The organism is Vibrio sp. 10N.286.48.C11 (assembly GCF_041469805.1).
Lineage (GTDB): Bacteria > Pseudomonadota > Gammaproteobacteria > Enterobacterales > Vibrionaceae > Vibrio > Vibrio crassostreae_C.
Map to the genome: position 1 here is coordinate 23996 of NZ_JBFRLK010000012.1, position 14274 is coordinate 38269.

Consider the following 14274-nt stretch of genomic DNA (forward strand, 5'->3'; position numbering starts at 1 on the left):
TAATAACCTTAGGGCTGGACCACTATTATTAGGATGAAAATGACACATTTTGTATCTTCTGAGATCTAGGTCTTTGAAGAGAGCGAGTGAAGTGAATATCATAACAAACGTTACTGATATTGGTAACCCAAAGCGACAGAGTGTTAATTTTGACATGTAAACATCATGTTTATTGGTTAACCGTGTAAATGCTTGTTAGGGGAATTGATTATCAGGGTGATAGCAAGTGAAGTGCAACAAGTAATGAGGCCTGTCCCAGACATGTTGTTAACCCACATTAAATAACTATATCCATCAAGGAATTGATCATGAATAAATTTAAAACTACGGCTCTTTTAGCGGCTATTGCATTGACAGGTTTTGGTTGTCAGTCAACGACGGGTTCTGCTGGCGGTGCTTCTGCTTCTGCTTCTGCTTCTGCTGCGGTAGCTCCAGCCCCCGATTTTGAAAGTGCTCAATTTGCGCAATCGATAAAAGGTAAAAAGTCTAAAGTTGAATTAGTTCAAGGTACAGGCGTTACCGTGGGTAAAAATGCGGTTAAAATTGATTTTGAGGGCGTATCTGAAGCCAATAAGAATAAATTTTGGCCTAACGCATTTATGACTCCAGCAGGCGGTGTCTGGGATTGGAGTGATAAAGAAAGTTTTACAGTTGATGTCACTAACCCTACTGATGAACACGCATTTATTAACTTCAAAGTTGTTGATCAAGCTGGAACTACTGGTGGTGGCATGCCTCGTCAGTTGAACCATAAAGTAATGATCCCAGCCGGCGCAACTGAAAAAGTTGAAGTTGTATTCCAAGCAAAACTTTACAATTTGCCAGGATACTGGGGTGGTGATGATCTAGATCTTAGCAAGATTAAAGAGGTTAAAATATTTATTCAAGGCCCGATTGAGAAACAAACAATTATTCTTGATAATTTCACCTTAATCGGGCCTCAATCTTAGTGGTCTTTTTACAACCCTTCTAGCTGAGTAAAACATGGATACGAATAAATCTAAAATAGCGATTATGCTCTCTACTATTTTAGTGTCTTTATATGGGTGTAAGTCTACACCCATAGATGCACCTGATAGTAATGTAAGCAGTAACTCTGTCAGTATTAATTTACCTGACTTCGAGACCGCAGCTTTTGTTAATGCATTGACATCAACAAACTCAACCGTTGAGCTTGAAAGTCTCGTTGGTGTAACTAATGGGAAAAATGCACTAAGAATAAATTTTGATGCTGTTTCTGACGAAGAAAAAAACAAAATATGGCCAAGTGTTAAAATAAAACCTCAGGCTAGTCCTTGGAATTGGAATTCAAAAGGAAGTTTAAAATTAGATGTAACCAATCCATCGGGAACAGCTATAAATGTTATTTTTAAATTATCTGACAATGTCGGGCTAATGGGGGAAGAAAATAACCAACTTAATTATTCAGCGACCATTCCTGCGGGTGCAACCGAACAAGTTGAAATGCTATTTAATGGTTCTAAACGCAAATTAGAAAACTACTGGGGTGGTGAAAAGTTAAATCTTCGCCATCTATCCGAGCTTCAAGTATTTGTGCCAGGCTCAGTGAAACAACGATCTGTGGTTTTAGATAATTTTGAGTTAGTGAACGCTACGGGTGACTTTATCTCTGCAGAAGAAAAGGTTGTTGATGCAGGCCCAATTCCAACGTTACTAGAAATTACAGATTTTTCTGACGATAAAAAAACATTCGTGAGTAAATCGTACAGTAGAGGAACTTCGACCCAATTGGTCGATACGCTGTCTGGGCAAGGTTTAAACGTTAAGTTTTCATCTAAAAATGCGTATCCTAATATTGCTTTTAGATCAGATAAACCTTGGGATTGGTCTAAAAAAGGGGATTTTAATTTAGCGTTAGATATAGACAACCCGACTGATGATGCTGTCCAACTCTACGTGCGAATTGATCAAGCTGAAAATGCTCAAAAAGGCGGCACTGCTAACGGCGTAAAAGACAGTATGTCTAGTTATGTTACATTATTACCGGGCAAAAAAAGTACCTACTATATGGCGTTGCAGCCATCGAGTAAGGGCAATACTGTATCAGGAATGCGAAGTGAACCACCAAAGCTATCTTATGATGCTCAGGCCATTAGCTATGGTTGGGGCGAGAAAAGCTTAAATACTTCAGAGATCCATACAATAAGTCTTTATCTTCAAAATCCGACGAAGGACGCGGAAATTATTGTTGATACTATTCGGTTAGTACCTGATCTCAGTTCTGATACCAGTCGATATGAAAATATCGTTGATAAGTATGGTCAATTTACCGGTGATGAATGGGAAGAAAAAATTCATTCTGATGAAGAACTTCGTGCAGCAGGCAAAAAAGAGTTGGCGAATATTGGGAAAGCTAAGCCGCTAAGTGATCGCTGTACTTACGGAGGTTGGTCAGAAGGGTCTAAATTGGAAGCCACAGGTTTCTTTAGAACTGAGAAAGTAGACGGTCAGTGGACATTGGTTGATCCTCAAGGGTGTAAGTTCTTCATGACTGGTCTCGCAAATATTCGCATGGCAGATACCGTGACCATCACTGGTGTTGATTTTGATGATGTGTCGACTCGTGAAGGGGCAAAAGTTCATTCAGAGTTACGTAACTCTATGTTTGAGTGGCTTCCTGAGTATTCTGACCCGCTTGCCGAGGCCTATAGTTATGCAGGATATGTTCATTCTGGCGCGGTCAAAAAAGGCGAAGTCTACAGTTTCTACTTAGCGAATCAGATGCGCAAATATGGCGTGTCTAAAGAGGAGGCTAAGTCAATATGGAAAGATGTCACACTGGATCGCATGACCGATTGGGGCTTTACCACATTAGGCAACTGGACGGATCCAATTTTCTTTGGCTCTGAAAGAGTGGCCTATGAGGCACATGGTTGGATTCGAGGTGATCACAAGCGCATTAGCACCGGTAACGATTACTGGGGGCCTATTCATGACCCATTTGATCCAGAGTTTAGAACAAGTGCCCGTGACATGGCAGAAAGAGTTGCTTCGGAAGTAAAAGACAATGACCCATGGCTTGTCGGTACGTTCGTTGACAACGAAATCAGCTGGGGCAATGTAATGAATGAGGCGAACCACTATGGCCTTGTAATCAATGCATTGAGTTACGATAGTGCAGAAAGTCCTGCGAAAAAGGCATTTTCTAACTTCCTTAAAGATAAATACAGTGACATCTCTAAGCTGAATTCTTCGTGGAATGTTCAGGTTAAGGATTGGAAAGAGTTCGATAAATCGTTTGATTATCGCTCGAGCCTTAGCAAGGGAATGAAAGAAGACTATTCAACGCTACTGCAAATGTTGTCTGAGCAATATTTTTCTACGGTACGCAAGGAGATCAAACGCGTCTTACCTAACCATCTATATCTTGGTGCACGATTCGCTGATTGGGGGGTGACTCCTGAAATAGCAAGAGGTGCAGCTAAATATGTTGATGTCATGAGCTATAACCTTTATGCCAATGATTTGAATGATGGCAAAAAAGCACACTGGAAGAAATTATTGCCAGAACTGGATAAACCAAGTGTGATTGGCGAGTTTCACTTCGGAGCAACAGATACTGGCTTGTTCCATGGTGGGATTGTTTCAGTTGCAGGTCAGAAACAGCGTGCCGAAATGTATACCCAGTATATGAACAGTATTGTGGATAACCCTTACTTTGTAGGTGCACATTGGTTCCAATATCTTGACTCGCCAGCTACTGGTAGGGCTTGGGATGGCGAAAACTATAATATTGGTTTCGTTACGGTTGCCGATGTACCGTATGTAGAACTGGGGAAAGCCGCTAAAGATTTCAACGAAAAACTGTACAAAAAGCGTTTTAAGAAATAATGATGATTTAATCAATTTATTTGGAATAAATTGTTAAAAATAAATAGGGAAGATAATGAACATAATTAAATTTAGTGCAATAGCGCTGGCCATAGGCGCCTCATGTTCGGCTAACGCCATTGAAACAATGGTGGCTGACTTTCAGGCGAATGGTATTGCCGCCGGTGAGCCGATCGATTCTGCTTCGACTACAACGAACAAAGTAGTCAATAATAATGGCGATAAATATTTACAAATAAAGTCAACGGGCCCAAAAAATATGGGCGTTAAATTATTTCCGTATTCATCGGGCGGTTGGAGTAAAGACTGGACAGGTCAAAAGCTATTTAAACTAGATGTGTTGAACAATTCTGGAGTGGACTTGCCACTACTAGTTAAAATAAGTGATGGTGATTATATTACGCCCATTTGGGGGAAGGTCACACCTTCATCAAATTCAGAATACCAGACGGTAGAATTCGCAATTCCTGATCCACTGCCTGATGGCTTTGATATTACAAATGTCTTTGAAATTAACTTTTTATTAGACTCGGAACCTAATAACGGTTCAGAAGTAACCTTTCAAATTGACAACATTCGTTTAGAGGATAGTAAACCGAGTGGTGGCGATATTATTGTCCCGGGAGACGATGAGACAGTTATAGTGTCATTTGCTGATAAATTTAATATAGGGGATACCATTGACCAAACTAGAGATGGTTTTAATGAAGTGTCAGATTACGCCTCTAGTGATGGTGACGGTGCTTCTTGGGAAGTTGAGTATACCGCAGCTTGGCAAGGTACCACTATTTATTCTGAAGTAGGCGGATGGAATGTTGATTGGACTTCAGAAAGTGGCTTTAAGCTTGATGTGTTAAATGGCACTGATAGCGCGAAGATCGCTATTAAATTAGTGTCAAATAGCAATGGTACTAGTGTCCCCGCAGAGTTTTTATTCGCTGTACCAAAAGACGATACATTCCACACAGTTGAGATCGATTTCAATGAATTACCTAGTGGCTTTGTCTTATCCAATGTTACGGGTGTCCAAAGCTATTTGACTCAAAATAAACCAGGTAAAGTGTACTACGACAGCTTCCGAACCGTCGCCGGCACGATTGATCCAGGTCCAGGTCCAGGTCCAGATCCAGATCCAGATCCAGATGTTACACCTATCGTCACTTTTGATAAGTACGTAGGAAAAGTGATTGATACTTGGGACGGTGTCGCGCCAAATATTGGCGTTCAGGATTCGGATTTCGATACGGACGGTGACGACAGTGCTTGGCAGATCAGTGCGATGGAGGACTGTGAAAAAATGGATTGTCGTTTAGTGAGAATGCGACGTCAATTTGTAGACCAAGTTGTATCTTGGGATTGGTCAAATGAAAAATATGTAGAGCTTGATCTTATGACTGACTCTACCAAAGATGAGTTGGTGGAGATTAAGCTTGGGAGTACTGGTTATACTGGTAATGGTTGGGCGGATTTTGAAGATCATGTGCTAACCAGTACTATTACGGTTCCAGCATCAGCAACAAGCAATACAGCTTCAATCAGTGCGTTTGCAGCGAGCGCGGTGCAAACGATTAGTATAGATTTGAGTGCAACTGCAGGTGCTAAATTTGACGCGTCAAAAGTTGAGTTTATTCAAATTGGGGTTGTTAACCAGCCTTCAAACCCAATCAACTTATATGTTGATAAAATAGTGACTACCTCAGAGGCGAGTGGAGTCGTGCCTGAAGATCCAGTATATCCTAGTTATACTGGAGCAGGTGGTAGCTTTGGCCCTTTAGGTCTGCTTTTCTTGCCACTGTTAACATTGTTTAGAAGAAGAAAAAGTTAATTGCCTCTTTCTTCGTGTCAATGCCAGTGTGTTCCACACTGGCATTTTTTATGGTTGCGTATTGATGCGCTTATATCATCGCTTTCCTCTAGAGCTCATCATCTAGGTACCATTTATTTTCATGACAGAACGAATGTGTCCCAGTTCGCTAAGGTCTTCTTCAAATTTAATCTCGTTTACAAAGATGCATCACATAATTGGATTACCAATTTGGATTTATTGGTCTGGCAGTGTTATTGTTAACGTATTCTGAGAAGCGCAAGGTTTAGTCTAAAGTTTATTTTTGTTAGTAGGTAAATCTGTAACATAAGTCTAAGTCAGAATTCTAGATAATGAGGATATTGAATATAAATAATGTGTCATCTAGAGTTAGGTAAATGGATTTATCGTTTAAAGCGATAAATATTATAATGATATATTAAGAGTTAAGGGAAAGATAATGGGTGGTATTAGCATCTGGCAGCTTTTAATCGTCGCAGTGATTGTAGCGCTTCTATTTGGTACAAAAAAATTACGAGGTATTGGAGGGGATTTAGGTGGTGCGGTGAAGGGCTTTAAGAAGGCAATGGATGAAAGTGAACTTAGTCAGTCTGACCATAAAGATACAGGTTTGAATAAAAACTTGGGGCAGCATGAAGAAAAAGTATTTGCTGACATTAATCACGAAAAAGAGAAGGCGTAATCGGTGTTCGATATTGGCTTTTTGGAACTGTTATTAATATCTGTCGTTGGATTAATCGTTCTTGGACCTGAACGATTACCCCATGCTATTAGAAGTGTTTCAAAGTTTTTTGGCACGGCGAAGAATATGATGAATAGCGTAACAGATGAGCTTTCAAACGAACTCAAGGTTAAAGAGTTGCAAGATAATCTACGTAAAGCTGAAAAAATAAATGTTAATACTTTATCTCCAGATTTGAATTCATCGGCAGAAGAAATTAAAAAGTAGTTCAATAACTGGAATTTTCTAGTTCAAGTAGAGATTAGATACCATCGTTGAAATATGGATCTTAATCCTAATAGCATTGGTTGCCTTGGCTAGAAAAGTGCTCACGGTTCTGCTCCCTGAGAGGCTGTTAGTAGGTCCTTCCATTCGTATTATGTAAATTGAAAGTAAGGGCCCTTATGTCTTCTGTAGAGCAGACGCAACCTTTAATTAGTCACTTGTTAGAATTGCGTAATCATTTACTTCGTGCATTGGTTTCAGTTCTAGTTGTGTTTTTAGGGTTGATATATTTTTCAAATGATATCTATGAGTTTGTCTCTGCACCTCTTGTTGAGCGACTCCCCGAAGGCGCAACCATGATTGCCACTGATGTGGCATCTCCTTTTTTTACACCACTTAAATTGACTCTGATTGGTTCAGTTTTTATCGCCGTACCTTACATTCTTTATCAAGTTTGGGCATTCATTGCACCAGGTTTATATAAGCACGAGCGCCGGTTGACTATTCCGTTAATGCTATCTAGTTCTTTATTGTTTTACTGTGGTGTGGCGTTTGCTTATTTTGTCGTATTCCCATTGGTATTTGGCTTTTTTACCGCTATCTCTTTGGGTAATGTTGAGTTTGCAACGGATATCGCTAGCTACTTAGATTTTGTTTTAGCGTTGTTTATGGCCTTTGGCATTGCATTCGAAGTGCCTGTGGCAATTATCTTATTATGTTGGACTGGTGCTACCAGCCCTGAAAGCCTGAAACAGAAACGACCATATGTCGTGGTTTGTGCGTTTGTTTTTGGTATGATGTTAACACCACCAGATATGATTTCTCAGACCCTTTTAGCGATTCCTATGTGTTTTCTTTTTGAGGTCGGTTTGTTTTTTGCTCGCTTTTATCGTAATGAACGTGAAATAGAAGAGGTAGTATAATCCTATCCTTTTCAAATATGGTTGAATATTGTAATGATATGGTGAGTTTGGCTACATAGCTAATGTGGACGGTGATTAAATAGCTGGCAATAAGGTGATGAGTTCTTCATGTCATCATGAGCCTTACTCCGAAAGGTGCCACTCTATTGCATCTAACGATATTCATCGCTGCGATGAGTTTGCTCATGAAATATATTGAGTTCAGCGATTCTATGTATACTTAAAACACTTAATATCTAAAATACAATCTTTTTTTTCTTCTAATTCATCACAATTCCGATAAACAATAGTATAACCTATTTGTATTATTGGTTAATCTATCTTGCAGGGTCAATGGTCCAATGTTCATTTTGCAATATAAAATCAAGGAGTTTGCAGTGAAATTACGAAAATCGGCTTTATCTGTAATTATTTCAGGTATTATTTTAAGTGGCACAAATGTTTACGCAAATGTCATAGCTAAATCACCAACGGCAGAAAATCAAAGCTCCAAGTTGTTGGTAGTCAACAACGCTGAAGATATTGTCGCCTCGGTTATCGATTTCAATGATGGCAATCTTGATGTGATTGAAAGCCATAATGGTTCAGAAATTGAGTTAGTAGAACGAAACAGCAAGAAAATCTTACAAGTTAACTCTAGTGTTGGTCCGACTTTCCCTGGTGTCGTTTTTTCAGCGCCTGAACCATGGGATTGGAGTGAATATGGAGATATTGCGCTCGGCATTGATTTAGCTTATACAGGAGAAAAACCGACTCAGCTATACATACGTGTCGACGATGGTGTTAATCCAAATGGTTCAATACGTAGTAGAACGGGTTACGTTCAGCTTTCTCCTAATGATAAAGGTATGTATTACTTTACGTTAAAGAGTTTAGATAAACATTTTAACGAAGGTATGCGTGGTATGCCACCACGTAAACCAGGTCAAGCACAACAAATAGGCTTTGCTTGGGGAGAAACCGAACTGGACATTAGTAATATTACAAGTGTACGTTTATATCAGTATAGCCCTCAAAATGAAGCCAGTTTCGAAATATCAAGTATGTCTATACTGCCTAACTTAGCGGTCAACACTAAACGGTTTGAAAATGTTGTTGACCAATATGGTCAATATACGGGTTCGGACTGGAAAGAGAAGGTGCACAGCGATAAGCAATTGCAACAACGGGCAAAAGAAGATCTTAAATTAGTAAAAAATGTAAAATTAATGAGCGATCGCTCAAAATTTGGTGGTTGGAAGAAAGGTCCTAAAGTTGAAAATACAGGCTATTTTAGAACTCAGAAAATAGATGGGAAATGGGCGCTCGTTGATCCAGAAGGCTATCTTTATTTTGCAACAGGGTTAGATAATATTCGACTTAATGACACTTATACCACTACGGGTATCGCTTTTGCTAACTATGAAGAACCACAAACCTCTAACGCTAGCCCAAGCGAAATATCATCGCTCCCTTACCTTGAAAGGAAAGGCGAACGTGTAAACAAAGCGGAACTGCGTCATAACATGTTTAGTTGGCTTCCTGATTATAATGATTCACTATCTCAGTCATACCAATACAGTGATATGATTCATGATGGACCACTTAATCATGGTGAAGTATTCTCATTTTATGCTGCTAACCTACAACGTAAATTTGCACCTGATTCTTTTAGTGATGCCGTCAAAACGTGGCAAGATGTCGTTTTATCTCGCATGATGGATTGGGGCTTCACCTCGTTGGGTAATTGGTCTGACACTGAGTACTACTCTAATACAAAAGTGCCATATACGGCTCATGGATGGATTGTTGGTGACCATCAAAGAATTCCGACAGACAATGATTTCTGGGGCGCAATGCATGACCCATTTGACCCTCAGTTTCAACTTTCTGTTCGTTCAATGGCTAAGGATATAGCAAAAGATGTCGCTGACTCTCCATGGTGTATTGGGATTTTCGTTGAAAATGAACTCAGCTGGGGGAAAAAAGGTACGGAAGCTGGCCACTACCTAATAACGATTGGTATGTTGCGTTTAGATGCAAAGCAAAGCTCTGCAAAAGCCGCTTATATGACAGCTTTAGAAAGTAAATATTCCGATATCAAAGCACTAAATTCTGCATGGGATACTCAATTTTCTTCGTGGGAGGAGCTCGCTGGTGGCTTTAACTTCAATGGCGAATATACGGATACTATTAAAGAGGATTTCTCGTTATTTTTAACGATGCATGCGAATACTTTCTTTAATATCGTAGATAAAGAACTCAATGCTGTGCTGCCAAATCATCTCTTCTTGGGTTCCCGATTTGCTGATTGGGGGCTCACACCAGAATCTGTGACCGCGGCAAGTCATTACGTCGATGTCATGTCGTTTAACCACTACGCCTACGATCTTGAGTCGAAGGGAGATTGGAGTAAATTAGCTGAATATGATTTACCCGCTTTTATAGGAGAGTTTTCATTTGGTGCGATGGATTCTGGAATGTTTCATCCGGGAGGTATCAACGGTGAGTCACAACAGTGGCGTGCAGACATGTTTAAGCATTACATGAAAAGTATTGCCAACAATCCTTATTTCGTTGGTGCACATTGGTTCCAGTATCTAGATTCACCAGTCACTGGACGAGCCTGGGATGGAGAAAATTACAATAATGGCTTTGTCACTATCACAGATACGCCTTATCAAGAACTAGTCGATGCAGCAAAAGAATTTCACACCTCTTTATATGAACGCCGATATGGAGATTTGAACTAGTATTTACGCCCTCAAGAGTTACTTTGAGGGCTTTTTAGTTCTATTTTAGCTATACCTAATCTCATTATTTACTAGATTACTCCATAATGATGAGAAAAAGCTTACTTACAAGAGGCGAGAGTCACTTCTCATGTACCATAATTAAATAAAACCATATTTAGATAGTCTCTGCTGTGGGTTTTATCTGCAATCTAGCTTAAATCGATTCAGCGACACTGCTCTACCACACCCCCACCCATATTACTGTAATAGTCTAATCAGCAGGAAAAGATGTTTTTCGCAACCTTAGCTGATCAATGTCAAAGTAAATAGTAAGCGTCCATAAAACCACGGGGCGATTTTGTCAGTGTTTGAAGAACCAACGTAATAGAACATCGATATCAGGGTTCATTTTCGTCAGCTCGGTCATGAACTTGCACCTAACATGAGCGGGATAACTATCCGTTTGTAGACCGCCATAATAGCCTCCATTAAGGCGGTGGTCGGTAAAACACGATATTCTTCACATTGTTAACGCCACCTCAGGCGATTCGCCCTGGGTAGTACAGTCATATATGGCATTGCTATCCTCCTTAAGTACATTAAGCAATGTTTCATCCGCTCTTAGTTAAATAGGTGCTCTTTCAAAGTGGCATACAGCGGAGTATGAACTTCTCGCTGATTTGGATCAGTCTTTATAGCAATGATGGTGGGGGATAGCTCGTACCCGATTGAGCAAACGAGGATTCTTGGTAATAAAGTAGTATCGTGTGTTTGTATTTGCCAAAAATGATGTTGGCAGAGTCAGGCAGGCAAGCTTTAGCCACGATGCTCTGAGAAATAAGGTTTATCGGTGTTGGTTTTTGAGCGATATGGCTGTTGTCTTTCGGTTGTTCGCATTGACGGCAGGCATAATTTGGATGAACATGTTCCGATACTTGAGTACCGTTGGCGTGAACTCCAGTTTCTAATTACGGCCGCCGTCGATTTTATACAGGTTAAGGTCGCTAGCATATCAAGCTAGTGGCATTTGGCCAAAATACTGACAGTCAACCTAAGACGATTGTGAATAGGGGGGGCACAGTCGCCACTATTTACGTGTATAACTGTCACTCGGCAGGTTGCAAAATGGTGGTGAAATTTTGGTAAGGTTATTCGAAATAGATGATTGACTGATAGGATCGTAAACAATGAGGTCGATGATAATCCGTGCAAGAGTCGATGTTTAAATGAGACAAATTGAAAACGCCCAATTGAAATTTATTGGGCGTTTTAATCTATCTTAGGTGGGGTTAGATAACTAACTAACTACGTTATCGCCTTTATTTTCTTTTTGTTGAATGGTGACGGGCCAACCTGCGTAGACGTTGTCCGCTTTTGGATCGGTCACATCAGCAAGGAATCGATAGGCGGTACACTCATACGTTAATGCTTCCGTATTGAACTCAATCATACCAAACCCACTACCTTTTTCTTGAGCTCGTACGTAACGGTTTCTACCTTTAGGCTTGACAGGGTTCGCTACAGCATAAACATAGTTTAACGAGCCAAAGGAGTCTAAGCACTCTCCTGTATCCGGTAAACCATGTTGAGGGATGTTAGTAAGTGGTATGCCTACTTTCTCTGGGAACCAAAAACGCTGCCAACCGGCTCCAATAGCAGGTACAGCAAATACCCAACTACTATCGCGTTGCTTATCGAGTCCGTATTGAGATAGCGTTGCTAAGTGCGTATCGCCTGCAATATGCAGTGCCATTGCATCTCTCATGATATCGACCGCTCGGTTACGACCTGACACAGGCCAACCACAACCATCAAAATCATACTTCATGTAACGGTTAATTCGTCCATTGTGGGTGTTGATGTTCGCAAAAATCGTTTGGCTTAATACTGCTTTTAGCGCATGGTCGTTCCAGTCTTTACTCCAATCTTTCAAGAACGTTTCTTGGGTTGGCCCCAAAAGTTGCAAGCCTTCTTTATCAAGGTCTTTATTGATAAAGAGTGGATCTTCATCATGACCAGTTGCACCATGAATAGCACCTACACGATCAGGGCCACTCTTAAATTGTCTATCTGATAAAATAGCAAAGCTAACATTCGCGTATACCATATCTCCAAAGTATGCTGTAACTCCATTGACCGCCTCATCAGGCGATGCGTTATAAGCTTCTGGATGATGTGATGCATGGGTTTTATGAACAGTATTTATAAAGGCTGGTGTTTGAATATATCCAGGGGTAATTGACGCACTCGGATCTTTTTCTGGATTCTTCATCATAGCACCACCTTCACCCCACAAGTTTCCTTGTAAAACATCATGGTCATCAGGGATGCAAATGGTTGGTCGGTCTTTCATTATCTCTCTAAATGCCCAACCAAATTGGTAATATTTACGAAGGTAATTTAAGATAGCTTTATTTTCTGGTGCGCGAACAATACCAAATCCACCATGGCTTTCATACAGTTGGTCACCAGAGAAGTACACAATATCCGGGTCTAATGTTCTGACATTTTTCTCTAAAGGCGCATAAGGGAAGGCGTAGTCATTTTGACAAGTAAACGCCGCCATGTTTAATTTTTTTCCTTTTGGTTCAGAGCGAATTAAACCTGTCCATATATCTGGTGTTTCAGTGCCATCTTTATGCTTTTCAAAATATACTGCTCTAAATTCACGCTCACTGTCCTGATCCCAATTTGGAATTCTGAAGGTTGCGACCCAACCAAGTGGATCTAATGGAGCGTTTCCATAAGAGACCCACTTATCGCCGTCTTTGACTTGCAGCTCGACTTGTTGATTGTCTTGCTCACCCATAGGACCAGTGAGTACGCTCAATTTTAATACATAGCCTTCGCTTGTTCGTGTGTTGTTCAGAGTATACATTGACCACAGAATTGGACCAAAGCGTTGGTCTTCATTGGCAGAAAAAGCGCCACCATTCAGCTCAAAGTTGGTAAATCTGTATCGCGCCCCACGCCCTTCAGCATTAGGTGCAGGCCCCCACGTTGACTTGATATTAAAGTTGCTGATGACCCCGATATTACCTTTAATTTTGTCATTAGAAGTAATATCAGTTAGTTTACCAATGGACTCGCCACTCTCTTTTAAGAACGCTTCTAACTTAAGAGTCATCGCGCCAGCGACTTGTTGGCCATTTAGTTTTAATAGAACGTCTTTATTATCGACATTTTCTTTTAAACGAGTGCGAGCTCTTCCAAGCACTAACTCTTGCCCAAGGATACCAGCATCATAACCACGCTCTATAAAACAGTTACTACGATAGTCATTAACATCGCTTCGTGCACCGAGCCTTATGCCACCACCGCCGTCTTTCTTAGTTTTTTCGACTCGATGTACAACAACGCTTACGTCAAAGCCCTCTACTGGGTTTGTCAATTGATGCGTTAGAGAGTGGACACTGCGGCTCCCGCCAAAGCTGTTGACTTCTACGCCACCGTCTTTGATTTCCCAATCTTCCATTGGGTTTGCCCAATACTCTTTCCCTATCCAGATACGGTCATGGGTGTTACCCCAGTTATCTTTCAATGGTTTTACAGTATGCGTCTTTTCGGTATTTGCTGCCGCTTTGGGAATAGCAGTACTTTGACACCCTACAACACTGCCAGCGACTAAGCTAGAACCTAGCAGTTTGAGAGTATGTCGTCTTGTGATTTTACTTGACATGATAATATTTCCTTGTTCATGAGTTGGCTTAAAAGTAACAGAATTGTATTTTAGAAACAGAAGAATGATTTAAAAATGTGATTTGGTTTGCCTTTGTGGGCATGGAAAGGCAAATTAGTTAACCAGTTGTCGTGATGAACGATGACGATATCTAGGTGGTTGTGGGAGAATTCCTTGATTGCCTTTAACGTAACACGTTATTGGAAAACCAATAGATTCGTCTATATTGGTTCTTGACGGCATAGGTGGTTTTTCTGTTTAGGCGTTTTGTACCTTACATAAATGTTTCGATGTTCAATTTTATTTATCTCTCAGGGCGTTGTTGCCTAAATCAG

Annotated in this window: 7 protein-coding genes and 1 pseudogene; 7 read left to right on the forward strand and 1 reads right to left on the reverse strand. The window is 40.5% G+C overall.

Annotated features, from left to right (window positions below; translation table 11 throughout):
• Positions 1–308: 308 nt before the first annotated feature.
• The 7 genes and pseudogenes from AB4209_RS04370 to AB4209_RS04400 all read left to right on the forward strand — a co-directional run bounded on the left by AB4209_RS04370 (position 309) and on the right by AB4209_RS04400 (position 10278).
• Positions 309–950 carry a hypothetical protein gene (locus AB4209_RS04370; protein ID WP_372054966.1) on the forward strand — a complete coding sequence of 214 codons (642 nt, stop codon included), beginning with the start codon at positions 309–311 and terminating at the stop codon, positions 948–950.
• 34 nt (positions 951–984) lie between these two features.
• Positions 985–3852 (forward strand): beta-galactosidase, encoded by a 2868-nt coding sequence (locus AB4209_RS04375; protein WP_372054968.1) that lies wholly within the window; start codon positions 985–987, stop codon positions 3850–3852.
• A 55-nt stretch (positions 3853–3907) separates the two neighbouring features.
• On the forward strand, positions 3908–5677 hold the full coding sequence (locus tag AB4209_RS04380) for a hypothetical protein (RefSeq protein ID WP_372054970.1): 1770 nt from the start codon (positions 3908–3910) through the stop codon (positions 5675–5677).
• 439 nt (positions 5678–6116) lie between these two features.
• Positions 6117–6359 carry a twin-arginine translocase TatA/TatE family subunit gene (tatA, locus tag AB4209_RS04385; protein WP_372054972.1) on the forward strand — a complete coding sequence of 81 codons (243 nt, stop codon included), beginning with the start codon at positions 6117–6119 and terminating at the stop codon, positions 6357–6359.
• A 3-nt stretch (positions 6360–6362) separates the two neighbouring features.
• Positions 6363–6623: pseudogene (gene tatB / locus AB4209_RS04390) on the forward strand (Sec-independent protein translocase protein TatB); the annotation flags it as partial.
• A 179-nt stretch (positions 6624–6802) separates the two neighbouring features.
• Positions 6803–7546, forward strand: coding sequence for a twin-arginine translocase subunit TatC (gene tatC / locus AB4209_RS04395; protein ID WP_372054974.1), 744 nt, complete (start codon positions 6803–6805; stop codon positions 7544–7546).
• Between the two features lie 377 nt (positions 7547–7923).
• Positions 7924–10278 (forward strand): beta-galactosidase, encoded by a 2355-nt coding sequence (locus AB4209_RS04400; RefSeq protein ID WP_372054976.1) that lies wholly within the window; start codon positions 7924–7926, stop codon positions 10276–10278.
• Between the two features lie 1279 nt (positions 10279–11557).
• Here AB4209_RS04400 and AB4209_RS04405 read toward each other — a convergent pair.
• On the reverse strand, positions 11558–13939 hold the full coding sequence (locus tag AB4209_RS04405) for an alkaline phosphatase D family protein (protein WP_372054978.1): 2382 nt from the start codon (positions 13937–13939) through the stop codon (positions 11558–11560).
• Positions 13940–14274: the final 335 nt, after the last annotated feature.

What these genes read in the sequence shown, in the direction of transcription:
- AB4209_RS04370 (WP_372054966.1), top strand. Translation starts at nt 309, where the DNA reads ATGAATAAATTTAAAACTACGGCTCTTTTAGCGGCTATTGCATTGACA.
- tatA (WP_372054972.1), top strand. Translation starts at nt 6,117, where the DNA reads ATGGGTGGTATTAGCATCTGGCAGCTTTTAATCGTCGCAGTGATTGTA.
- AB4209_RS04405 (WP_372054978.1), bottom strand. Translation starts at nt 13,939, where the DNA reads ATGTCAAGTAAAATCACAAGACGACATACTCTCAAACTGCTAGGTTCT.
- tatC (WP_372054974.1), top strand. Translation starts at nt 6,803, where the DNA reads ATGTCTTCTGTAGAGCAGACGCAACCTTTAATTAGTCACTTGTTAGAA.
- AB4209_RS04380 (WP_372054970.1), top strand. Translation starts at nt 3,908, where the DNA reads ATGAACATAATTAAATTTAGTGCAATAGCGCTGGCCATAGGCGCCTCA.
- AB4209_RS04375 (WP_372054968.1), top strand. Translation starts at nt 985, where the DNA reads ATGGATACGAATAAATCTAAAATAGCGATTATGCTCTCTACTATTTTA.